The sequence below is a fragment of the Pseudomonas sp. NPDC089407 genome, from assembly GCF_044900445.1.
GTDB lineage: Bacteria > Pseudomonadota > Gammaproteobacteria > Pseudomonadales > Pseudomonadaceae > Aquipseudomonas.
In genome coordinates, this window is sequence record NZ_JBJDNB010000025.1 from 1 (window position 1) to 22,678 (window position 22,678).

Here is a 22,678-nt window from a genome sequence, read left to right on the forward strand (position 1 = left end):
CTGGCGATAAGGGTGATCGCGTCCGCTTAAAAATACGCGGACACCATCGCCCTTAATGCTGGAGTTCGGAAGGTGAGTTCGCCGGACGCTTACGTTGTTTCGACCGCAGGCGACTTGATCCTCGCCGGTTCCGTAGTGGGTGACCATCTTCTAGCTTGCTCGATAGGAAGGGTTACTTGGAGGATTTGTGCGGACCTCTAAGCGAGGTCCGGATGCTTCGGGGGTTAATTGCCTTTTGGCTTCGGTAGTCTTTGCGCAACTTCTTCTGGAGTAAGGTCATCCAGAGGAACAAGACAGGTCGCGCCACGACAAACCAGAATCATGCGGACACCATCTGCGGACACACCCTTGTAATCGTTGTGCGTACGGCGATAGATCAGGTCCAACTGTGCTTTGGTTGCGGTAGCCATGCTCTACACCCTCAAGCCGCAGCCTTATCAGCCTGGGCCATGATCGCTTTGGCTGCATGGTTGATCATATACAGTTGTGCGTAGAGGCTGTCACATGTCTCCGTGATGCGGTGCTCGTACCACTCTTCACCCAGGCACAACGTTTGACAGTTATCTCTCATGTAGATTTGAGCTTCCTCGGTGAAACCGATGTTCTCCGCGGCATCAAAGAGGTTATCCCAGTGCATCCATCGGTCATCACCATTCGACAGGTCACGACGATGGGTCAGGGTCAGAGCGCGGAATTCAGCCCAATGCGCACCTCTAACCAGGTCAGAGTCCTGCGCCCACGCTGGAAGAGTTTCCCAGATTTCCTCTGAGCAATCGTTGTGCAGCTCCCGGCAGATGCTCGATACCAACACCTGACGGAACAGGTTCGTGCTGAACACCTGCTTCTTGTGGGACTCATTGAGCTTGGTGTGCAAGTAATAGGTGACGTCATCGCCGGCCAAGAAATTCATGCCATAGCTCAAACCTACACTGAACGTCAGATGGCCGATGTCGCCGACTACCGCGATACCGAAGCGGGTCATCATGATGTCGAAGGCATAAGCCGTGGTGCCCTCAGCCTTGCAACGCCAGATCTCGGCGTCGTCATGCTTCACCAGGCAGGTGTATTGATGGTTCTTGAGCTTCTCGGCCGCACGGGCTTTGCGCTCGTCCTGGGTCTGCTGGCGCTGCTCAATGTAGGCAGCTCGCGATTTTGCAACATCCATGATCCGTTCCTATTAGAGTGACTTAGTTGAACCATAAGTTAAACTATAGGACAATGTAAGGCAACATTAATAAACTGGAGTTTAATCTTTTTCATTCTGCCTGAGCATGCCAACACCCCAGCGAAAATTACGGGTCAGCTGAACGAGCTCTAAGGCTACAGCGGTTCGGACGATTTGCTTGGTTTGAAATGATCACGCAAAGCGCCTAAAAAGCTCTGGTTCAACGATGGAACATCTGTGTAGAGCTTTAGCAGGATTAACCCCGCAGTTTCGGGCGTGGCGCCATCCTCAATTTCGTAGCTGCATTGATGCTCGAATTCGGTGCTCGGTTTTCGAATGCGCTTTCCTTCGCAGATTATCGGGTTAGGGCACCTCGTCAGCCAATCGACAAGGCTACTTTTGAGATGGTTGTCAATAACAAACCAATGTTTATGGCCTTCCTGTAGCAATGAATCTCTCATGGATAGTCTACCTACTGATGTGCATTGGCCCCGGCTCATACCAGGGCTGGGGTTGATAAGGTGCTCGATCCTAGGCTTCTGGCCGCCATAAGATGATGCGATAACCACGCTGGAGGCGAAGTCGCTCGCCTCGCTCATAGAGCGGCTCAAACCGCCGAACCCATGGCGGCTCGATTGAACCTTTACCGAAATTGTTCGGCTGAAAGCGGAAGGCTCTCTGGAGCAAATTGTAATGCGAGCTGCTTGTTCGTGGGGAATTACGCGAACTTTGTAACATAGTGATAGCTTTGTCGGTCATATAAGTCTTCCGGATTCGGCCTCACAATTGGAGCCGAATTCTTCCACGTAATAGAGTTCGAATCTAATTTGCCAATGCGGAGCTATCAGTGCTTCTCGGGGGATTGGTGGACTCGGATGCGTCCATCTCCGCTGATGCTGAGACCTGGAACCGTATCGATACCGATCAACATTTCAACAGCTGAACGCACTCTCTTGATGTTCATGGCAGTCACCAGAACTCCCATTTTTTTGAGGACGGCAATCGGTGTTGCTCCCTCACCCCTGGTTTCTGCCGGCATACCGACAAGGGCTTCATAGACTCCATCAACGAATCTGTTTTTCCCGGCCCGGGTAGGTCGCAGAGTGGACACGTGCGGCCGCACCGTACCATCGAAAATCACAGTGGTACCGGCCCTCTCGATTTGGGCTGCTAGGTCCTGGGCAACCCGAACCATTTCTTCGCTGACGTTAGACGCGAGCTGAAAGCGGATCGCCTCCGGCGCCAGGCGCAGCAGCGATTGTAAGGAGCTGTGCAGATGCTCGGGAGTGCTGTCCTGGGTCACCTCTAGCAGCAAAGGGGCTTGAATCGTAGGTGGCCGAGTCAACGCAGCCAGCGCGGTGTTCCAATCGCGGTGCCCATGGATGGCTGCAACAGCCTCAAGGCTTTGGCTATGAGTGACTGGCATGTTGTGACGGGCCAAGTGGGCGCGTAGGCGCTTGGCCTGTATTTTGAACGTCTCAATCGTCGACATGATGGCTTCTCGTTGTTCCGGCCGCGGTGCGCGTCGTCCCTCCGTTGGACCTGCCGGTGAGAAACACCATTTGGGTTAAACCTTGCTTTCACCGTGCCAGTTGGCGGAGGGGGCAGGCAGCAAGTAGCCGTGCTCCAGAGGCTATTGCAGACTGCCGTGACAATCAAGCATAACGCTCTCAATAACTGGGAATGGGTGAAACCAGAACATGTCTCCGGGCACCTAGCTGGGCCTGGTGTGCGATGATTGATTTATGGCTCTGGAAGCACCGCCGTTCGCCACCGGTGCCTACGTGACCAATGCCCCTTTCCTCCTAAAGCTACCCTCCTGGACCTGGCCATGCCTTTGATTGACCGTCTTCGTCACTACCTCCAGCGGAGAAAAGTCGCCCGCCTCGATGCGCAGGCGATTGGACTGCAGCTAAGCACTCTGCGCAGCGAATCAACTCGCGGACACTTCGTTTTCCCAGGATTGAGCATAGTGGCAGCCATCGAGCAACACGGGCAGAAAGTCGGCTGGATTCGCTACTGCGTTAGCCCGCTGAATGACCGGGTATACATCTGCGAATTTGAAGTTGCCTTCGATCAGCAACGCCGTGGTTTGGGTCAGGCAACCCTATGGAAGCTCTGGCAGCAGTACCAGGTCCCCCTGTCCCCTATGCACGAAAAGGGCTCGTCCATTGGGTTCTGGGCTAAAGCACGCAAGCGTTTTGCCGCCGCTGGGGTCGAATTGACCCCTAACATCAGCACCGCGCACCAGCCCGGCGAGCAGCAGCGATGGAAGCATCTGGTTCCAGAGTGTGAGTTCGAACGGACCATGCGTGAAGTGATGGCCTCACCCGAGTGGCCATCCATAAAGGCGCGGTTTGATGCGGAGTATGGCCCACACAGGGAAGGCAGACCCCGCTCACAATTGTGAGTCTAGTTGACACAAGTGTGAGCGTAGACTCGGGGCCGAAGGCGCAGCTATTTTGCGATGATCTTTCGTTGTGCCAGCGTGGCAAAAATTGGGATTATGAGCCTGGCGACTGGAAGCACGAACCCACTAATAATGATAGCGCACAAAAGCACGAACACCGTGTCTCCATACATGCCTTTTAGAGCGGACGAAACAAGCAACGGCAGCAATATTGCGGGAAGGATATAGACTACCGATGCAATCCAGCGAGCTTGAACCCTTTCCAAACATACAGCAGCAACAGCAGCAATTAGATTACCTATTGTACCCATCAGGATATTGTCATCGCCCAGCAAAGACATGACGATATGCATGCCAGTAACGTAAGAACTTGCTGCCAGGACATAGGCTAAGAAGCTCACTTTAGTTTCACTCATGATGCCTTACTCTTCTGAGCCAGTGCAAATTGCCGTGAGAATTAAAACTACAGCCCCGAGACCTAGAACTACGAAGGTGACACATGCAGTCCCTACGGCAATCCTATCTAGCAATGACACACTGCTATCCAGTGGAAATTTTAGATTTTCGGACGCAGCAATAACTGCACATGCAGCCGGTATAGTCAGAAAAACGAGGATTGCAACCATTAAGCCCGCAAACCATGCTGATGCTCGAAATGCATCATTCCCTAACTTATAGCTCACACCGAGAGACCAAGCCGCGGCGACCAAAGAAATGCAGTTGATCCAAAACGCCGGAGTAGTATCTGTGTAGTTATGTGTGATAATTCGCGCCCAGGCGTACCAAGCCGTGGGTACAGCAATCATCAACGCGACAATCCCGGCGATACCCGCCAATACTCCTAGTCCAATCAGAACGTAAACTACAGATGACCCCATAGCTGCAATAACGCTAGGAGCCTGACTTTCATCAACCTTGAGTTGTTCATTCATCATACTATTTCCTATGTGAATTTCCTGACCACCACCTATGCCTTATTTTTTACATTCATGAGGGTGAAAACTGGCTTAGCCAGAATGGAAAAGACACCGACAGAGATTAATACAAATGGAGTCGGCACGCCTACTAGGTGCGATCCAGCAATAACCTCTACAAGACTTTCAAATGGAATATTTGGGTCAGACGAAGGAATGAGCTGCAATTGGATTCCAGATATCAACCCAAACATCGCGGGAAAAAGCCAGCCCCCGTAGTACACAGCGAGGTCACGCATCGCTACGAAAAACAGAACAATTGCAATTGCGGGGCCAAAGATGAAAACCATCAGTAGGCCAACTAGCATCCCCATATCTAACCTTCCTTTTCAATTTTCACTGAGCAGCTGGCCAGGGTCGGCAGACCACAGACCGACGCATACCAATCCATAACGCGTACGTATAATACTGAAAAATACAGTCACACACCAAACAGAATCACGACCCCGAAGTACTCGTCTCGTCATACACGTCGACCTCCCTGCCTGCTCAAGGAAGATCTGTGTCCGTCTCCAGGCTGATTCCTGCGGCAGGCTTGTCATCGCGAAGCCCGATGAACACCGGGTGCCGGACCTTACCGGCAGGGGTGAACTCGGCAAATTGCACTTCACAGACCTGCAGCGGCTCCAGCCAAACTACATTCCTGCCCAGTTGTGGCGGATTACACAATGCAGAACCCTCTCGCGGCAGATGCACAAGGGAGGCGCTAAGGATTTGGGCGCTGATTCTGTCGATGCCAGAACTCACACGGCCGGCATACACCAACCGCCCATCATCATCATGAACACCCAGCAATAAGGAGCTGATACCAGCAGCCGATCTGGTCAGACCGACAATCACAAACTCGGCCCTATTCCAGCACTTGAGTTTAATCCAGGTACCGTCCCGCTCTCCCGTGTAGAGGCTGCCATCGCGCTTTCCAACGATGCCCTCCAGCCCCATGCGAGCACAGTTGGCAAGAAGCTGCAGTGGATCAGCATCGAGCGATGGACTGAAACGGATTTGTTCGAGGGGGCAGTAATCCAGCAATGCCTCAAGAGCCTGGCGACGCAGCTCAAGCGGCTCACCACGCAAGTCCGCTCCATTTAGGTAAGGCATGTCGAAAATGGCGTAATGGAGATCGTCGGTTTGTCCGGCATCGAAAGCAGGTTTCAACATGTGGAATACCGGCATGCCGTCCTCCTGCTGGAAAACCACCTCTCCATCCAACCAGGCCGAGTGGACTGGAAGCCGAGCAAGACTCTTGGTTATCCGGCGAAGCTTCCTTGTCCAGTCGTGGCCATTCTTGGTGAACAACTGGACGATCGGACCATCAATCCGTGCAAGGAAGCGATAGCCATCCAGCTTTGGTCTCCCAATGCCAGATCCCAGCCGGCGGCTTAGTCACCATGCTCACCAGCTGCGGGCTAATCCCCTCAGGCATCGGTACTTTCTTGCCGGCCATAACGATCTCGCCTACAGGACCTTGATTCCCAGTTGAGTGTTCAGCAGACGAAAAGATCCGAAGCTTTCTCCGCAAAGACGCCAGCGGCTTGATCACCATGCCCGGGCAAAAAATGCCTTTGGGTCCGGGTTCGGTTTTCGTGGGGATAGCCGTGGACTCAGGGTTGTTCTTTAGACTTGATCAAGGCTTCCAAGCTCGGCATAACATTGTCGTCGAGGTGATCCAGCATACGCTGGCTCAGATGGTGCTCATTGGGGATAACGATGCCCTCTTGGCTCGCCCATTCCCTGAGGACGCCCAGGAATACCATGCTGACGGTGTGACCATCCTCCATGTACCGGAGTAGGAAAGCCTTCAGCCTTCCGCGCCCTTCATCGGAATGCAGATCAAAACCGCCCGGCACATCATGTAGCCGATGCGCAATTATGTTTCGTTGCTGGAGGAAGCGATGCAACGTGTCATCGAAGGTGGGATGCAGTTCAACCCGCTCCCGAAGCGCTTTGAGCAATTGTCCCAGCGTGGCTTTCGAATATCGCGCCAGCAGGAGCTGTACCTGTTCAACAGTTTGCAGGGGCTCGCCGTGCAACGGGAACGTAAGGCAACTGCTCAAAAGGCGTTCGACGCCCTGCCCTGCGATTATCGCAAGACCCAGTGTTTTCAACACATCGTCCTGTATTGGCTTGTAGCCCGATGGCGCTTGATCTTTCATGATCGGATTCCCATTTGCACGGGTCGTTCGCCATCTTCAAGCGGCAGCCCTGCGGTTTGCCGAATCATCTTGATTGCAAAGCGTAGGCTGGCTGCGCCACTTTTCAGGCTGTCCAGTGGAACGGTGAATTGGTTGCTCGGGGCGTGGTAAATCATCGGTGTTTTCCTTGAGCCTCGGGTCGTACACATGATTGATGATTCACAAGCCAACCAGACCGATGTTTGTCATCTGCATGTTTTGCCCGCTCCATGGTCAACACGCATCGTTGATCCAGGAGCGCGACCTTAACAGTTGCGGTGTCACCCTCGATAACTGGCTCGTCCACGACAGTAAACATGGTCATCAAATACTCAGGAGCCAAAGCTTTTGCTGCCGCCGCAGAACCCGGCTCAACTATCTCCAGGCGCACTGGCTTGGTTTTATTACTGTTCATCACAGCTGTAGAAAGAATCCCCAAAACCACGAAAAAAGTTAAAACTTTAGCTGCTGTGTTCATTCAATTTTTCCCGCTCGGTCCAGGGAACGCTTACCGTGCCCCTCTACGGACTCGGCCCAGCGCGTGACTGGGCTTCGTGTGCGCTTGGTGCGACTTCCCTATTCATTCGATTCGGGTTGAGTGTCATCTTTGGGTAGCGGTGCTACCGGACGGAATATGGATATCGACTCACACATGAATTGCATTCCCGAAAAACAGACCGCTAACGTCAGAATGATTCCTATGAAGCCCAACACCAAATCGTCCTCGCCCGGTAGGCCCGATAGAGGTATACGGAGCAACCAGATTGAACAAATTACTAAAATAGCGAACCAAGCGGATACTGACTTAACGGCCGCCGCCATTTACCTATTCCTTCTGATGAGTGTGACAGCCATACAACCTACGCTACTAAATCAGCAGAGCGATTACCTATCGTGCTGCGCCTTGGCGAAGCGCCTCGTTATCAGCCTTGAGCTGGTCAATCTCCGCAAGCAGAGCCAGGATGGCAGGCGCGTTGGCGGCGGCGTAATACTCAGCCAGCTTTTGCGCATCCTCCGCTGCATCCCACTGCGCCGTGTTTACTGTCAACACTTGTGACTTATCGTCATCCACGCTGACCTGGCCAACACACCAATTGCCCGTTACTTCCTCGCCATCTTCAGCCCCTTCCGGCCAGCACCCAGTCATGTAATCCCAGCCTTTTGTTGCTTCAGCCAGCACCTTAAGTTTCGCTTTATCGACGATCACGGCTTGCTCCATTTTTCGATAATTTTCAGGCAGCGCTTGCACGTTACTTGATCCTTGTATGGCGTCAGTTGCGCATCGCCGACTTCGGTGCCGCACATCAACTGTTCCGGCATGTCCTGGTCAGCCTCTGTGCCGCCGTCCCAGTCGTCGTAATGCAGCTTCAGCTTACTCATGGCGCGATCCTATGATTCGACGACGCTAGTCACCTTGGCTCCCGCAGCCATCAGGGAGGGCAATAGGAAGATTCATGGAGTTTCCCTTGTTCAATTTGCGGAAGCAGCTTGGGCACGCTCTAGATATTCATTTGCTTGGCGCCCCAGCAGCTCGGCAACCTGGAGGCCCTGTTCACGCTCGGTCTTATCATCAGTCCACTCAAGCAAACGCAGGTGGTCAGCAGCTTCTTTCAAAGCGATGAAGCGGGCGTACAGTTCATCAGGGGCGAGGCGCTTGGCCATGGGGGCTTCCTTGTTAGCGTGCGGTGGCTTCGAGGCTAAAAGATTATTCTATACGCCAACTTTTATCAAGTGGATATTATCCTATAGGACAACTATTTTACTAAAAAAAGCCCGAGATAGCCGTCTGGAGGGAGGATTTTCGCCTGCCCACGGAAATCAACAAGCACTTAAGCAGCCGCCAAACGTGAAGATGCGCTCCCACTGGCATTTAGCGTGTTAGGTCCCGTACTCTCTGACCTGGATGAAGGTCCATCGGAGCAAGCTCCAAGTTCCTTTCGTTGCGCGAAAAAAACCCGGCCGAAGCCGGGTGGGTGTTTCGTTGGACGGGAGATGGTGTCAATAGCCTTGACGTTGAATGAAGCCGGTGACTGACTCTATGGTGGGTTTAACCAGCAAATGGTATGCAAGGAAATCAAATTCCTGTAACTGCTCATCCCATAGTGCCAATTGATCTGAGTCGAACGACCAGCGCTTGCCACCATAGGAAAACTCCGTCCAGCCATCGGTCTCCTGGCCTTCGGAACTGGAATCCGCTGTAGACGTCTCCTGGTCGCTGACAATAGTCGCTTCGGTTACCTCACAGCGGCTTCGGCACTCATCCAGTTCTTTCTGTGTCATAACGGCATCACGCACTTGGCCACCAAGCAGGTAGGTCACTTTGTATTGCATATGGTCTTTCCTTGTTAGATGGCGCGATTGATACGAGCGAGCTGCACGGGCACAGTGCCCGAACGATAGCTATCACCAAACAGAGTCGCCCCCATGAAGCCGCGGCGTTTGATGTCCGAATTGCAGACGGTGCGTAGTTCGCCGTTGTGGAGGACTGTATCGCCAGCACGGATTGTGTTGATGTGAGTATCAACCGTATCGTAGTTGGTCATGGTGTTACCTTTTGGTTAGACCGATCGCTGATGAAAAACAAGAGGCTGTTCAGACTGCGGCACGTCGAGCCTCAGACATCCAAAGGCTGCGAATGCATTTACAGTCAACTGCTTTGTCGCGTTCACCCTGCTTCTTCAAGAGGATTAATATGCGATTTACACGGCGGGCGTGCTGTACGAAGTGGTTCACATTTTTATTCATCTTTGCTCCCTATCAAGCGCCTTGCGCTCAATTCCCTTTGTTGTAATAGAAATTCACACCGCCCTCATGGAGCAAATAAACTACTTCGCAGTATCGATCGGTCACGTCCGCATGAGACTTCCCGAAATTAGCGGCCAACTTGCATTTTATACGTGCCGTCCTTACGGGGCCTTGAACTTTAGATTCAGGTAGCTCTTCAATAGCCTGACCCAGTGAGTCAGCTGCTGCCTTACGATACGAAAGAGTTTCTACTTCGTTTGAAAAGACACTCACTGCATCATGACCGAGAGGGAGTGGCTCAAAATACTCGCGAACTGAGCGAGGTACTTGCTCCATTATCCTGGGATAACGATCACCGATGAGGCCTTGCTCTTTGAGAACGGATTGAGCATGCATTTTCTCAGGAATGGTGCAGCTGGTTTTAACCGCGATGAAACAGGTCATGGCATACCTCGACGTTGTCCTTGTGCCAATGAGATGAACCACACCCAGCATGAAGATCTGCCTCCGGCCCTGGTGCCGGAAGAATGAACAGCGGCGTCACCCTGTTGCGACCCCGGATTCGACCCATAAAAAACCCGGCCAGGCCGGGTTGAAGGTCGGTGATGCCTTATGCCGTAGAAGCTTCCCGGCGCACCGGGACCATGCCGCGTGAATAGGGCATACCAATAAACACAGGGCTTTCTGCAAGCTGGCGCCAGGTAGTTGCGTCATCAGCCAAAAACTGGTCATCCGCACGCATCTTCTCGCCTGGCGCCAATAGGCGATAACCGGTTGCCTGTGTCCGGTCGGCACAGGCGATAAGTGCTGCAAGCACATCGGCAAGGCGGACATAATTGCCGTCCTCGGCCTGGAATTTTTCAAGCACAGCGATGTACGCCGGCAACTCAGCCAGCTGGGCTCTCAACAAGTTGCATTCGCTCCTGAGCTCAGCGACGGTCGAAGTATCAGGTTCATGACGCTGTAACGCCCCGATCGTGATCAGCGCCTCGCGGAACTGATCAACGTAATGCTCAGTGCTGGCTGCCGGGAATTTATTCAACAGGCATTCGTCGTCGATGGGTGCGCCTCCATCTTCGGCTTCATCAGACGGCTCACCTGGAACCATGAAGAATGCGCGCTCCACTGCACCCAGGTATTCAGAAAAGCGCTTGATGTTACCAAGGTTCGTCAGCAGAACGCCCACAGGTTGCCCATGGTGCAGGCCAATCACATCGTACACGCGAGCCATGTCGCGCTGCTCTGCAGTCGGCACGGCCGGAGCCTTCAGATAGACCTCGCCACCACCCTCCTCGTCCGTGATCGAGCCATGAGCAATCAGTAGTACCTGGTCCGCATGCTCCAGCGCTGCAATGCCGCCCTCAAGCAGCCACTCAAGCCGCAACCCATCCACATCAGCCCGTGTCACGGCGACGGCTTCAACCCGCACCGCATCCTCGCTCTTTGCGCCAGACCGGAACTCCAGGAGCCGCTCCCCTTGTTCTGTGATCTGCCATAGGGCTGGGCTTCGCTGAACGCGCTTGAGCAACCCCAACTGGGTGAGAACATCAAACCACTGGGCCCCGATGTCAGCGCCCTGGCCATCGCCGGCGCATTCGTCGAAGCGCTGCAGTTTTCGGATCACCAAGTTAGCGAAGGGCGGCAAGCCTGCCAGCTGTCCAGAACCGTTCATGCTGCCGCCGCCTCGACCGGTTGTGTGAGCGCTTGTTGGACTGCTTGAACGATCCGTAGCAGGTACGTGTAGTCCGGGTTTGGTTCGGTAGCTCGATCGACGGGGTAATGCCATTCATCACCGAACAGAAGGGATAGGAGCTCGGAATGACTCCAGCAGTCCCGTAACGACTCAACATCGCGAAGCTCATCGAGCCGCCTGTACAGCGAGCGAGCATCCTCTGCGTCGAGATACCCCAGTTCCCAATCGGTACCGCTCCGCTCGCGCCGGCGATCGATGATGCACCGTGCTGAGAGCTGTTTAAGAGCCTTTGCGCTGAATCGAGTGCTGCTCAGGCCGCGGCTTAGGCAATTCAGGATGTACTCATCACTGCACTTGGCAACAAATTCAGTCACCGTCCTTGTACCCATGCCGCCCCAGTAGGAAGTCCAGCTCTCGCCAGCACAACGGATGGTCAGATTACCCTGACCGGAAATGTGATCTGGGGCCTCGCTACGTGGAGACGCCCGGCTTCCAAGATCCTCCAGAAATACGGTGATGGGGTCGAGGTTCACCCCCCCAGTGATTACTAACTTGGTCACCGCAGAACGCTCGACATTTAAGCGCGTGGCTGATGATCCATCGGCATTGCAATCCAAACCCATACACTCCTCGCTAGATTGATTCATAACGCGTATGCATACGCTACATGGATGCGTATAGACTGGAAAGCCCCTTCTGCGACGACGGGGCGGCCTGCTGGGGCAGCGGGGATGCTTGCCCCTTGTGTGATGGGCTGTTATCAATCAGGGCGCAACCCGCGTCACTCGCGTCCTTGGTACCACGGACCTGTCAAAGTAACGCTCAAGGTTGCGGCCGGTGACGGATGCAATGCGAACCAGGTGTTCGCGTCATCATAAAAAAAGGCCACCCCGTAAGAGGTAGCCTTTGATGAGTTAAGCAAATAGATCCGAGATCGCCGAATTTTGACTTGAGGCATCAACCTTCATCGAGTCCAGGATCTGTTCGTGCTCGGCGTTACTGATCGAATGATAGCGTATGTAGGAACGCAGATCGGTACCGGCCAGATCACGCTCCATGCGTCGCCAGAATTGCGCTCGGCGGGCCATTGCATCGTACTCAGCAGCCTTTCCCTTGGCCAATTTGACCATCCCTCTGTTCAAGTAGAACTTGGCGCTGTCAGTTGGAGCCAGGCCTTTTGCCATCGCGTAGAACGCATCATCGAAGGCGTCTACGAAGCACATTGCATCTGCCGGGTCGATTTCCATCTCGTCGGCTTCTTCGAAGTAGACGATATTGCGATCCTTGCCCTCAAAGCGGTCTCGGATCGTTCGCATCGCCGGACGTTCAGGGTATCGGTGTTTGTTGGTGGCTTCGAGGTAAGCGTCCTGTAAGCCCATCTCCTGCGCCGGGCTCTGCCAGTCGTCAAACTTGAACCAGCGCTGCTCTGGGATGATGCCCTTCTCCGTGGAAGTGACATCATCGATCAGGTAGCGCTTCCCTAAGACACGGATCTCGTACCACTCCGACAAAGCAGGGAAGGCATGGTCGAAGCCGTAGCTCAGTGACCAGGCGAAATCGATGGCCAGCAGATTCTTCGCGGTGATGAATTGGAAGGTGCTCCCACGAAGGATTTCGTTGGACTCCGTCCTTTCCAGTTCGCCGCGGAACATCCGCGCATCGTGCTCCTCTGCCCGCTCTTCCTCCAGCACATCCAGAGTCAGCAGGTACCGCAACAGCTCACGGCGCATCTCTGCGTTGTAGGCTGTTCCTGTGACGTTGATGTAGCCGGCGTCCGAGGTTGTGCGCCCAATCCAGTCTCGACGCCCCATGTCCCAGCGGGTGTTGATCAGATGGTTCCTGAAGCGATTTATGCCCGCCATGTGGCCGTGTTTCTCGGGCGCAGACGCAATCATTGCTTCCATCGATTTGTCGCGCTCACCGGTGACCGTGCACCAGGCACAGCCAAAGCGAGAGCCGCACGCCGCCTTGTTACCACCGTCGCCGGTGATGATCGCGCACGTGCCTTCATTGGCTTCCTTGTAGAGCTCCAGGCACCAGTCGAAGCTGTCGACGAAGGTTCGATAAGGACCACCTCGCTTCGCCTCGCAAGCCATGAGGAACTCCCACACCTCCTCCATCTCCCAGTCGGCGATGATCGAGCAGTTGTACGAGCCATGCTCATTGAGCACCAGCCGCCCGGCCTCCTCCTCACCTCGTTCGCGCATGTTAGCGGCACGGGTTGCCGACTCCGACAAACGAGTGCCCACGAAGGTCACCAGCTCACCAGGAGACTGCAGGGTCGAAAGAAGGTGCTTGAGCGCTTTCTGCTGCGGGCGCAGCTTCCAGTCGACCGAGCAGCTTCGAGAGGCACCAGCGAAAACCGGGAGTTTGCCGCGACCCAGGGTGGCATAGGCAAATGTCGAGGTCATCGAGGGCTGCACTTTGACAACTGTGATTGGCAGTCCGAGCCTGGTGCAGTACGCCTCCAGCTCAGTGATCATCGCCTCGGCGTAAGTTTCCATTGCTGGATTCTCTACAGTGGTCTGAGCATGACTGACAAAAGCCGCCGGCACGTACAACCCAGCCTCGACACGGCGCCGGATGGCCTCCAGCATCAGTACCAGCACGACAGTGCTGTCTTTACCGAACGAGGTTGCCGAGCTACATGTGAATCCTTGATCGATGATCTGGTCGATGCGCGCAATGCAGGCTTCCGCCCGCGCAACGATCCGGGCATAGCGACCAGCACTGCCCAAGGCAGGAACTGCGTGGGTGTAGTCGTTTACTGCGATCAGTTCGGGTACAAGCATCTGATTCATGTTGGCATCTCCAGGAGGAAGTAGGCTTCGTATCCTGGGGATGCTCAACACCGAGCATGATTCTTGAACTTGATGACATCGCCCCCCACCCAACAGCCTTAGGAGCCACTATCATCATCGTTGACGTTGTACATGCCCGGTGCCAGTCTTTCGGGGGGGATTTGCTATGAAAACAGGCCGCACAAAACCGATGGGTCTGTTTCACTGACCTCAGGTCACTAGCTGTTGACTGGAGGCAAAAATAAAGCCGTTGAGGTATTCGATCAGTCTGCCTCGGGGGGGCGAGGGCGAACTGCAGCCGCCCACTGCTCAAGAATGTCCCCATGCGTCGCCAAGAAAGCCTTGTGCTCGGCTTCCTGCTCAGCAAGCACCTCGAACACACGCGTAGGCCAATCCATGAAGGTGACATCCCTCATCTCGTTGTTAAATGCGTAGATGCTGGCGCAGGTGACCCGATTTCCGCTGCCTGGATACAGCGAGTATCGAAACCGGTCACGAATTTCAATAACCTCCATAACCCGGACCTGGGCAATGATCGACAGGACAATTAGCATGGCTTGGGTCATTGCACCTACGTTCTTGCCGACCTTGCGCAAGTAGGCTGGCCGCTGACTCACAGGTTTGGCCAACAGCTCCCGGATGAAGACTTCCGATTCTGATTCGAACGCATGAAGTTGCTCAACTGAAAGGGCATCGAAGGCCTCTTTTACCTGCACCAGGTCGAAGGCACTCTTCAACCAAGTTGCCAACGCCAGTGCATCCTGCCAGGCAAACTGCTCGTAGCTAGCCATGTGCGCATTGCGCGGATCTGCTTTTTGCCGCCTCATACCCCAGAATCCCTAGCATAAAACTGATTATTTTCTTGGTGATCACATGCTCGCAGCGCGCAGACTGCGGGCGGGTACTGAGCCTAAAGGGTTGGCAGTTTGGCCGCAAGGAGAGGAATGGATGTGCTTAGATCGGAAAGACACGCGACTGCAAGAAACCGTGACGGAGCGGGCTGACGGTGCAGACAGACTTGTCAGCCCCAGTCCGATAGTAAGGAATTCTATGAACTCAACCTGGAGTCCGACTCCAGTGCATCAGCGAGCTGGCTGAACGCATCAGCAAGGCGCCGCATCTGGCCAATTTCGTCTGCCAAATCCCCATCCAGATAGCGATACTCAAGCGTGCCGCCGAAAAGGCCCGGTGTCAGGAAAAATTCCGCCGTAGCTCAACTGCTCATTGACGTGCTTTTCAGCCCGGCTGATCCGCTCGCTAGCATTCGTTTCTGTAGCCATGCTTTCGCTCCGTGAAACGCGCCTCAGAGACCATAAGGCCGGCAGTGTTCGAGTTTATCAGCGAAGGCATATCGCAAAGGTATCTGCCCAAACGCCGCAAAATCCACCATCATCAGGCAAAGCCCCACTATTGCGAAAGGTTTTGCCCAAGCTTTCGGCCTAACGAACTGGAGAACAAAAATAAAAATCGCAATTCCACAGAACCAAACTATTGAATTGCTGCAAGAGAAAGGTGAATCAAGCATAACGTTCCTTAGTCAAATTACGGGGTATCCGTTACTGGATGCCGGTGCAATGGAGCGACTTTCTGGTCAAATTTCGCTACTGCCGATCCACTCGCCACCGAGGTAGCCATCGGCGCCGTCGCGGGTGATTGGCTCATGCTCGTACGCAACAGTCATCAGCTGCTGGTGCGTCCAGCCCGCTGCAGGTGCAGCAAAAGCTTTGAGCACATCTCCGGCGAGAGAACGGATTTCAAAAGCCTCGTACTTCACTGCAGAAAGTACGTCCGGCTCACCTGGGCGCTGTTCGGTTACGACATTCAACATGGCATTTCCCGTAGCTATTCAGCTTTCGGACGAAGCGTGTAGGCAGCATGGCACTCGTTGCAATACACCCCAAAGGCTGTGATGGGTGAAATAGCAAATAAGCCGTCGCTATTCACCAACGGCCACAACTCTGCTTTGTATTCGTTGCGGTGACCACACCATGGACATGGCACGGTAATGCTCGAAAGACCAGGTGAAATCACAGGGGCTACTTCTGCTCGCGCTGATGATTGTTCTTGAACCTCGAAGCGATGCCTACAAAGGCAGCACTCATACAGGTACACATCGTCAGGCAGCTGATGGCAGCCTTGTGGCTGCTCAGCTACTTGCCGACCAAGCGCACCGGATTCACAAGCCGGATTGGTGCAGAACCCTTGCAGGTGATGCCCGAAGTTCTCAGTATTTCCTGTGATGCGATCCAACTTCATACGTCACCTTAATGTCTCGACGGCCACGCCCAACCCTGTGATGCGGTTGGTGGCTTTTTCCGTGTGCGGTACCGCTCATTCATCGTCCTCGGGATAGGTCCATTCGTTGCCAAATGGGTTCACCCAAATAACCCTGGGGAACCGAAATCGCGGAAGCATTTCAGCGAACGTCAATTTGACGTCCGGCGCATCCTCAAAACTTGTGCGCCGCGAGCTCGCAGGGTCGGGAATGTGTTCTTTCACCAGCCGGGGATCGGCCCACCCGCCTGGGAACTCGCCCCCTTCGGCCTCGACCACGGCCAACGCCTGCTCAACCGAACGAGCGACGACCACGTACTCATCGCCGATGTACCAGGCACGCAGCGGCATGTGGCGCTCCGACTCCTCCAACCTCAGCAGTTCTTCAACACTCTGCAGCGCTGCGGTGGCGTCCACATTATCAGGCGCAGCGTCAGCTGCCTCGCGCCTTCTGGCGAGCTCATCGAACCAGTACAGATGGTTGTGGTAGACCGCTGCGTCGGCGGACTCCTGCGCCCGGGCAGCCTTTCGCGCCGCCCAAGCGTCTGCCACTGATCCGGTACCAGAAGCAGCAAGCCATTGGCTACGTTCGCCGTCGGGCATGCAGTTCCACCATGCCATACCCGCCGCCTCGTCGGCTGTTGGCGAGCGCTCCGAAGAATCTGCTTTCGGCGGTAATGTCATAGCATGCCTCCTGTAGCGGTCCAATGTTGAGGCGAGAAAAATGCGCCTTTGTACACTGCTTGCCCTGCCAACGACCGCCCAAGGTCGGGAGCAGCGGGTTTCTATGGTCAGCAGGTCGTCCCGGCGATTTCTCGAAGGTCACTGAGGATCTTCGAAACGACCACAGATAATTGACCGGAATTAAGCGCAGCGTCTCTGATTGTGGTGCCAACAGCCTCGTCGCGCCAATAGTCGTCAACAATCGAAGCAGACGCTTCGACCTGCCGATAAACGTAATTATTGAGCAGGACCCCTGGCACATGTTTCAAAACAAAGGCCATGGCACCGCGCCCGTGCAGCTCAACGCAGGCCTGCAGCAGGACCGTCATTTCATCAAAGCGACCATCTTTCGCCAGCTCTCGCAAACCTCCAAGAGCTGGTTCGCTGATGTGTTTTTGGTCCCAGTTTTGAAAGAACTCTGTAACGATCTCCTCTAACGCTCGCATCCTGCTACCTCACTGATAGGTTTAACAAGGGTGAAATCTGCCTATCTTACACCCCCGAGTGGAAATTACGCCCGATTCTGCTTGAGTCGATCAGCTTCCAGCTGCTGTTCATTCTTGGGTACAAGCTCGACGTGTACGCGACAATTAGAGATGATTGCTTCTGCCGTCGCTGGAGACAAGCTTTGCAAGTCTTTGATGTCGGCAGCGACCGCAACGCTTTTTTGATTTTTATCGACCCAGTCCGTATAAGGTCGGATCACATCAATGATGCCTTCACGTTTCAACGACTGGTCGGCCATCAGCTGCTCGTAGTCGCCGCACAGACCTTCCCTCGCGAAATACAGATCAATGTCGATCGCTGAAAGCGTCTTCTCGACGGGAGTACAGCCGTAAAATTGCACCAAGGCTTTTGCAATACCACTGTTCCGTACCGAAGCCGATTCGTCCAGCTGGTCCTCAGCCAGAAACTGACAGTAGATCGCTGCCCGTGTTGGGTCAATCGATGAAGCCAAGTACTCCGACTGGTCGCCCCGGTCGTAGTTATGAAAAATGCGGTAAGTCTTCTCGGTCATGGACTCGTTCTCCTGCTCGATAGCGGACAAAGTTGCCGCTCTCCTACGGCTACGGCCCCACGGATAAGGCGGGGCTTAGATGCAACTAGTGCGTTTGCTCGAACAGTCAGGACTACGCTCCACGGGAGTGTTCGAGGCCCCAAAAGGCCAAGCCTGTTATAAATGACATGAAGCTAACCGTTGCCACGACATATAGAGGGGATTTCCCTCTGCCCAAATGCGGTCATCGTGAAAGCAAATAGATAATTCGGTGAAACACGCGAACAAAAGTAAAATGTAACTTCGCTTCATTCGCCTCCATTTCCTGGGCATAACATATTCATAGGCCGACGCTCCTACTTAACCCAGCTTGCTACGCTGGTTGTTCGCATCTAGCTTGGCCCGAATTTCTGCGTCAGTGTCACACACAGCGCTTGTGGGGCTGATTCCCGAAATGCTGCGGGCCATGTATGACGCCAAGACATAGAATAGGAGAGCGCTGATGTACTCAGATCTGCTGTCAAGCGCTATTAGGATGAACCAGATCACGGCCGCACCGAAAAACGAAAGAACGCGATTTCTCGTCACTGGACGGCTTGAATCCATTGCTCTACTCATACAGGTCCTTTACGGTTACGCGGGCGCGGAAATCACACCTGCCTTTACGGCCTCACCCCCGGTTTATCAGCCCGGGGCTTGGGGTGCAGCTGAGCGATTTTCTAAACCTTTTTTCGCAGGAACCGCCCCCGGCGAGCGGATGCGGGTTGAATACCATCAGCAATATCGAGGGCATCGTATTCGCGGCTTAGCCACTCATCCAGCGACCACGGGGATAATCCTTCCACCTCGGTAGCAGCCTGCAACCGCCTGTAAGCTTCTTTGTCTAGAGGGTCGTACTCAGCCAAATAGGTATCCATCCTGGCTCCCCACGTTGTTGCTGCACGCCCGTAGCAAAGCACTGCTGCAAATGTTGCACACGTCACCAACGCTGACGGCCAACCGGAACCTATGGCCCATATGGTGAGGCCTCCAGATACCATTCCAGCCGCCAACGCAAGTGCCATGCGTGGGCCGATCGAAGGGCGTTCAAAGAAGAAACGCGAGCAGGCTCGAATACGGCCCAACTGCTTGCGGCGCTTGGCTGTATCCGGAGCTTGCCCCGGCTGCTTGCCGCCCTTTATCACTCGTAGGTTCATGGCGTTTTCCTGCTTACTTCGACGGTTTGTGCAACGGATCGGCACCGATGAAAACTTCCTCGGGAGCCTCGGGCCACTCGCGGCGAATCACATCGAAATCGCCCTGGTTCCAAAGCCGCAGGAACTGCATGCCATCGTCATCGTGCAGGGCGAACTGGATAGCGGCCACAGCCGCGTCATTCGCCATGATCGAGAATCCCGGTTCTTGGAGAAAACTCAAATCAGGAACAGCGCCTTTCTCGGCAATGACGGTGATCGATGCACGCTGGCCCGGCAGTTGCCCGACAGGCACAACGTGCAAACGCATTTCCACGCCCTTTGGCACCTTCCAGCCCAGCGCCTCGACTTGCTCCCGTAATGCATCGTTCAAAATTGCCATATCGTTTCCCTGATTGGTTCCATAGGCCGAAATGCCCTATTTCTACGTCCGCGGCCCCAGCTTTTGAGGGCCGGGGCATATTGTGTACCTGGTGCGAATTCCTATGTTTCCAAGCTGCTGGACAAAAGCGAAAGCAGATTGTCCTTTTCGGCAATATCACTCGGCTGCGATTTGACGATTTTCTCCAGCACTGCGCGATGCGCTGGAGACTTGCCAAGCACTTCTTGAGCACGTAGCTTCGCGCCTTTTAAAACTGCTTCACGCTGAAGCGCTTTCTGATCCCGTGCCCAGCAAGCGAAGCGATGTGTCCAATTTCGATGATGGGTCATCACCAAGGCCATTTTGTAGGCTGCTACAGCGCTGCTGACTTCGCCTTCAACTGGATCGGTGGTGACGTCCTTCGCTTGTAACCAAGGCATACGGTTTTCCTAGCTGTTCCAGACTTTCCAAACAGGCTGCGAGTTCTCGCAGGTCGCCGATTTACGTGATCAGTTCCTGGTGTTCGTTTCCAAAACGGTTTGGATGGCATCAGCACTGAGTTGCTGCGCCCTCAGCCCCTCATCAAACATGAGCTTTGGCTGCTCTGCCCGGGAGATCTGTACACGAAGCTGGTCAAGGGCAGTGTCGATCTTCAGTTCAGCAGCTTTGAATTCTTTGTCGGACGCTTCCCCAGGCACGAAGGAAACGCTCTCATGCCCCCAGCTCAAAATTAGCAAGTCGCGCAGGGTCAGCTTCACCGAGATTTCGGTGTCCAGGTCCGCTTCGGAATAGTCGTACAGGGTACTCATCGGCACAGTTCCTTTCCGGTGATGGTCGGGGTCGCGAAACCCCCGCCCCCTACCGTGAAAGCCCGCTTGGCGGGCTGGCGATTCAACATTTTTCTTATGCATTTGCGTGATGCCAAGTTGATCAGTCACTCGGTATCAGCAAGCGCGCAGAATGTTGTGCGAGATTCTCGCAAATGAATCGTAACACGTACGCATAATACTGGTAAATGATGATGGCTCAGATGAAATCGCATCGCGTACGGAGTGGGTTGCGTTTTCACACAATAGCCGCTCCTCGCGCAATTAGCGGACTGCCAGCCCAAGCTCCAATCCGAGGAACCAGAGGATATCGCCATACAATAGAAAACCCCAGCCTTGGCCGGGGTGGGTGAAGCGTTTACTGAAAGCTGACCACGCAACAGGGGTACTCGTCAGAGCTGCGTGTGGTGATGGCTAAGCGGAAAAGACCCTGGACATCAGTCAGCCGGGGTTTTCCTTTGATCAAGACCAGGACCTGCAGCCGAGGCTTCATTGGCGTGATTCCAGTTCAGCTCGGCGGGCGGCGGGCGAGGGAGTTTCTTTGATCAGGCGGGCAAGGAAGGCGGTGTAACTGGCCTGCTCGTTGATGTGCATGATGTGCGCGATAAAGTCTTTTCGCTTCCGTTCCAACCACTGCTCAGCGGCGACAGCTTGGCAAGAAAGGCGCTGCGTGTAGATGACGTAGTCGTCGAGAGCTACCTGTTGGGGCCAGGTCAGTTCAGATACGTTCAGGTTGTGCATGTGGCATCTCCAGGAGGATGTAGGCTTCGTATCCAGGAGATGCTCAACATTGAGCATGAAAGCAGTGGGGCATGATGATCCGCCGCCCTGCCAACTTACTGCGATCATCGCGACCATAGGGCGGGGCCTGGGATAGCGGCCGACACTAACCGATCAGGGAGTCATCACTCATCATCGTCGAAGTTGTACATCCCCGGCGCCAAGTTCTCGAAGCGAGTGTACTTGCCGATGAACGCCAGCCGCACAAAGCCGATCGGGCCGTTACGTTGCTTGCCGATGATGATCTCCGCCACACCCTTGTGCTCGGTCTCGGGGTGATAAACCTCATCCCGGTACACGAACATGATGACGTCAGCGTCCTGCTCGATCGCACCGGATTCACGCAAGTCGGAGTTCACCGGGCGTTTGTTCGGGCGCTGCTCCAGGGAGCGGTTCAGCTGCGACAGGGCGATGACAGGGCAGTTGAATTCCTTGGCCAGGGCCTTGAGGGAACGAGAGATCTCGGAGATTTCATTGGTCCGGTTGTCGCCGGCAGAGCCCGGGATTTGCATCAACTGCAGGTAGTCGACCATGATCATGCCAATCTCGCCGTGCTCACGGGCCAGGCGGCGTGTGCGTGCCCGCATTTCCGAGGGGCTGATGCCGGCGGTGTCGTCGATGAACAGTTTGCGGTTGTTTAGCAGATTCACCGCTGATGTTAGCCGCGGCCAGTCATCATCATCCAGCTGGCCGGATCGCACCTTGGTCTGGTCGATGCGGCCGAGCGACGACAGCATACGCATGATCAGCGACTCACCTGGCATTTCGAGCGAGAACACCAGCACCGCCTTCTCGGACCGAAGCACCGCGTTCTCCACCAGGTTCATGGCAAAGGTGGTCTTGCCCATCGATGGCCGGCCGGCCACGATGATCAGATCGGCCGGCTGGAGGCCGCTGGTCTTCTCATCAAGGTCAGTGAAGCCCGTCGACACACCGGTAATGTCGCTGTCGGAATTGAATAACGTGTCGATGCGGTCAATGGCCATGGTCAGCAGGTCTTTGACACCCACCGGGCCGCCGGTTTTCGGCCGGGCTTCAGCGATCTGGAAAATCTGCCGTTCGGCCTCGTCGAGGATCTCCGCAGCGTTCCTGCCTTCTGGGTTGAAGGCACTGTCCGCGATGTCGGTGCTAATACTGATCAGCTGGCGCAGGGTCGCCCGCTCCCGGATGATCGCAGCGTAGGCCTTGATGTTGGCAACGGATGGGGTGTTCTTTGCCAGCTCCGCCAGATAGGCCAGCCCGCCGACCTGGCTGCTTAGGCCTTCCTTGTCCAGACGCTCGTGCAGCGTCACGATGTCGAAAGGTTCGTTCAGGTCCGCCAGCTTAGCGATGGCGCGGAAAATCAGCCGGTGATCATGCCGGTAGAAATCGCCGTCGGAGACCTGATCGAGCACGCGCTCCCAGGCGTTGTTATCGAGCATGAGACCACCGAGCACGGACTGCTCTGCCTCGATCGAGTGCGGTGGCACCTTCAGCGAGGATGTCTGTAGGTCGAGCTGCTCTGGAGCGTAATCGTCGTTCATGTGGGCATCTGACTCCGTAAGTTGGGGGCGCTATCGAGTGG

The 22,678-nt window shown here is 54.8% G+C and carries 33 protein-coding genes; 1 reads left to right on the forward strand and 32 read right to left on the reverse strand.

The features are described 5' to 3' along the window. Positions 1-224 precede the first annotated feature (224 nt). The 4 genes from ACI2KG_RS18955 to ACI2KG_RS18970 all read right to left on the reverse strand — a co-directional run bounded on the left by ACI2KG_RS18955 (position 225) and on the right by ACI2KG_RS18970 (position 2,657). A complete protein-coding gene (locus ACI2KG_RS18955; RefSeq protein WP_146226904.1) occupies positions 225-410 on the reverse strand; it encodes a hypothetical protein in 186 nt (61 codons plus the stop codon). An 11-nt stretch (positions 411-421) separates the two neighbouring features. Beyond that, positions 422-1,165, reverse strand: coding sequence for a hypothetical protein (locus ACI2KG_RS18960; RefSeq protein WP_110765390.1), 744 nt, complete (start codon positions 1,163-1,165; stop codon positions 422-424). Between the two features lie 155 nt (positions 1,166-1,320). After that, positions 1,321-1,626, reverse strand: coding sequence for a hypothetical protein (locus tag ACI2KG_RS18965; RefSeq protein ID WP_232889727.1), 306 nt, complete (start codon positions 1,624-1,626; stop codon positions 1,321-1,323). Between the two features lie 383 nt (positions 1,627-2,009). After that, entirely contained in the window at positions 2,010-2,657 is a 648-nt protein-coding gene (locus ACI2KG_RS18970) for a glyoxalase superfamily protein (RefSeq protein WP_110765388.1), read from the reverse strand. Between the two features lie 339 nt (positions 2,658-2,996). Here ACI2KG_RS18970 and ACI2KG_RS18975 point away from each other — a divergent pair, with 339 nt between their 5' ends. Next, positions 2,997-3,575 (forward strand): N-acetyltransferase, encoded by a 579-nt coding sequence (locus ACI2KG_RS18975; protein WP_110765387.1) that lies wholly within the window; start codon positions 2,997-2,999, stop codon positions 3,573-3,575. 47 nt (positions 3,576-3,622) lie between these two features. On the opposite strand, the gene ACI2KG_RS18980 is transcribed toward ACI2KG_RS18975, so the two are convergent. From ACI2KG_RS18980 to dnaB, 28 genes are all read right to left on the reverse strand, one after another. Beyond that, entirely contained in the window at positions 3,623-3,991 is a 369-nt protein-coding gene (locus ACI2KG_RS18980) for a hypothetical protein (RefSeq protein WP_110765386.1), read from the reverse strand. Between the two features lie 6 nt (positions 3,992-3,997). After that, a complete protein-coding gene (locus ACI2KG_RS18985) occupies positions 3,998-4,507 on the reverse strand; it encodes a hypothetical protein (protein WP_404662937.1) in 510 nt (169 codons plus the stop codon). Positions 4,508-4,542: 35 nt separating this feature from the next. Continuing rightward, the gene (locus ACI2KG_RS18990; protein WP_110765384.1) at positions 4,543-4,863 is read right to left on the reverse strand and encodes a hypothetical protein; all 321 of its coding nucleotides are present in this window, start codon (positions 4,861-4,863) and stop codon (positions 4,543-4,545) included. A 175-nt stretch (positions 4,864-5,038) separates the two neighbouring features. Further along, positions 5,039-5,920: a non-homologous end-joining DNA ligase gene (gene ligD, locus ACI2KG_RS18995; RefSeq protein WP_110765383.1), complete on the reverse strand. Its 882-nt coding sequence runs from the start codon at positions 5,918-5,920 to the stop codon at positions 5,039-5,041. Positions 5,921-6,150: 230 nt separating this feature from the next. Beyond that, complete coding sequence (locus ACI2KG_RS19000; protein WP_110765382.1) at positions 6,151-6,702, reverse strand: hypothetical protein; 552 nt, start codon at positions 6,700-6,702, stop codon at positions 6,151-6,153. Next, entirely contained in the window at positions 6,699-6,857 is a 159-nt protein-coding gene (locus tag ACI2KG_RS19005) for a hypothetical protein (protein WP_232858963.1), read from the reverse strand. Before ACI2KG_RS19005 ends, ACI2KG_RS19000 begins: the two co-directional genes overlap by 4 nt. Then, entirely contained in the window at positions 6,854-7,198 is a 345-nt protein-coding gene (locus tag ACI2KG_RS19010) for a hypothetical protein (protein ID WP_110765381.1), read from the reverse strand. Before ACI2KG_RS19010 ends, ACI2KG_RS19005 begins: the two co-directional genes overlap by 4 nt. 411 nt (positions 7,199-7,609) lie before the next feature. Then, the gene (locus ACI2KG_RS19015) at positions 7,610-7,927 is read right to left on the reverse strand and encodes a hypothetical protein (protein WP_110765379.1); all 318 of its coding nucleotides are present in this window, start codon (positions 7,925-7,927) and stop codon (positions 7,610-7,612) included. After that, a complete protein-coding gene (locus ACI2KG_RS19020; protein ID WP_170978786.1) occupies positions 7,924-8,100 on the reverse strand; it encodes a hypothetical protein in 177 nt (58 codons plus the stop codon). Before ACI2KG_RS19020 ends, ACI2KG_RS19015 begins: the two co-directional genes overlap by 4 nt. A gap of 90 nt (positions 8,101-8,190) precedes the next feature. Continuing rightward, the gene (locus tag ACI2KG_RS19025; protein WP_110765378.1) at positions 8,191-8,382 is read right to left on the reverse strand and encodes a hypothetical protein; all 192 of its coding nucleotides are present in this window, start codon (positions 8,380-8,382) and stop codon (positions 8,191-8,193) included. A 336-nt stretch (positions 8,383-8,718) separates the two neighbouring features. Beyond that, positions 8,719-9,051 (reverse strand): hypothetical protein, encoded by a 333-nt coding sequence (locus ACI2KG_RS19030; protein ID WP_110765377.1) that lies wholly within the window; start codon positions 9,049-9,051, stop codon positions 8,719-8,721. A gap of 14 nt (positions 9,052-9,065) precedes the next feature. Further along, a complete protein-coding gene (locus tag ACI2KG_RS19035) occupies positions 9,066-9,263 on the reverse strand; it encodes a hypothetical protein (RefSeq protein WP_110765376.1) in 198 nt (65 codons plus the stop codon). 229 nt (positions 9,264-9,492) lie between these two features. Then, positions 9,493-9,909, reverse strand: coding sequence for a hypothetical protein (locus tag ACI2KG_RS19040; protein ID WP_146226902.1), 417 nt, complete (start codon positions 9,907-9,909; stop codon positions 9,493-9,495). 166 nt (positions 9,910-10,075) lie between these two features. After that, positions 10,076-11,137: a hypothetical protein gene (locus tag ACI2KG_RS19045; protein ID WP_220037631.1), complete on the reverse strand. Its 1,062-nt coding sequence runs from the start codon at positions 11,135-11,137 to the stop codon at positions 10,076-10,078. Beyond that, on the reverse strand, positions 11,134-11,775 hold the full coding sequence (locus ACI2KG_RS19050) for a hypothetical protein (RefSeq protein ID WP_225786321.1): 642 nt from the start codon (positions 11,773-11,775) through the stop codon (positions 11,134-11,136). Before ACI2KG_RS19050 ends, ACI2KG_RS19045 begins: the two co-directional genes overlap by 4 nt. Positions 11,776-12,072: 297 nt before the next feature. Continuing rightward, the gene (locus ACI2KG_RS19055; RefSeq protein WP_110765373.1) at positions 12,073-13,959 is read right to left on the reverse strand and encodes a phosphoadenosine phosphosulfate reductase family protein; all 1,887 of its coding nucleotides are present in this window, start codon (positions 13,957-13,959) and stop codon (positions 12,073-12,075) included. A gap of 263 nt (positions 13,960-14,222) precedes the next feature. Then, positions 14,223-14,786 (reverse strand): hypothetical protein, encoded by a 564-nt coding sequence (locus ACI2KG_RS19060; RefSeq protein WP_181426709.1) that lies wholly within the window; start codon positions 14,784-14,786, stop codon positions 14,223-14,225. Positions 14,787-15,550: 764 nt separating this feature from the next. Beyond that, entirely contained in the window at positions 15,551-15,787 is a 237-nt protein-coding gene (locus tag ACI2KG_RS19065; protein WP_110765371.1) for a hypothetical protein, read from the reverse strand. 14 nt (positions 15,788-15,801) lie between these two features. Next, complete coding sequence (locus ACI2KG_RS19070; RefSeq protein ID WP_146226901.1) at positions 15,802-16,215, reverse strand: hypothetical protein; 414 nt, start codon at positions 16,213-16,215, stop codon at positions 15,802-15,804. Between the two features lie 75 nt (positions 16,216-16,290). After that, a complete protein-coding gene (locus ACI2KG_RS19075) occupies positions 16,291-16,917 on the reverse strand; it encodes a hypothetical protein (protein WP_110765369.1) in 627 nt (208 codons plus the stop codon). Between the two features lie 107 nt (positions 16,918-17,024). After that, on the reverse strand, positions 17,025-17,402 hold the full coding sequence (locus ACI2KG_RS19080) for a hypothetical protein (RefSeq protein ID WP_110765368.1): 378 nt from the start codon (positions 17,400-17,402) through the stop codon (positions 17,025-17,027). Between the two features lie 65 nt (positions 17,403-17,467). Then, positions 17,468-17,974: a hypothetical protein gene (locus ACI2KG_RS19085; protein ID WP_110765367.1), complete on the reverse strand. Its 507-nt coding sequence runs from the start codon at positions 17,972-17,974 to the stop codon at positions 17,468-17,470. A 698-nt stretch (positions 17,975-18,672) separates the two neighbouring features. Beyond that, a complete protein-coding gene (locus ACI2KG_RS19090; protein WP_110765365.1) occupies positions 18,673-19,149 on the reverse strand; it encodes a hypothetical protein in 477 nt (158 codons plus the stop codon). Positions 19,150-19,162: 13 nt separating this feature from the next. Further along, a complete protein-coding gene (locus ACI2KG_RS19095) occupies positions 19,163-19,528 on the reverse strand; it encodes a hypothetical protein (RefSeq protein WP_110765364.1) in 366 nt (121 codons plus the stop codon). Positions 19,529-19,629: 101 nt separating this feature from the next. Then, positions 19,630-19,947: a hypothetical protein gene (locus ACI2KG_RS19100; protein ID WP_110765363.1), complete on the reverse strand. Its 318-nt coding sequence runs from the start codon at positions 19,945-19,947 to the stop codon at positions 19,630-19,632. Positions 19,948-20,016: 69 nt separating this feature from the next. Continuing rightward, complete coding sequence (locus ACI2KG_RS19105) at positions 20,017-20,316, reverse strand: hypothetical protein (RefSeq protein WP_110765362.1); 300 nt, start codon at positions 20,314-20,316, stop codon at positions 20,017-20,019. Between the two features lie 507 nt (positions 20,317-20,823). Then, positions 20,824-21,075: a hypothetical protein gene (locus tag ACI2KG_RS19110; RefSeq protein ID WP_110765361.1), complete on the reverse strand. Its 252-nt coding sequence runs from the start codon at positions 21,073-21,075 to the stop codon at positions 20,824-20,826. A gap of 164 nt (positions 21,076-21,239) precedes the next feature. Beyond that, a complete protein-coding gene (gene dnaB / locus ACI2KG_RS19115; RefSeq protein ID WP_110765360.1) occupies positions 21,240-22,637 on the reverse strand; it encodes a replicative DNA helicase in 1,398 nt (465 codons plus the stop codon). Positions 22,638-22,678 lie beyond the last annotated feature (41 nt).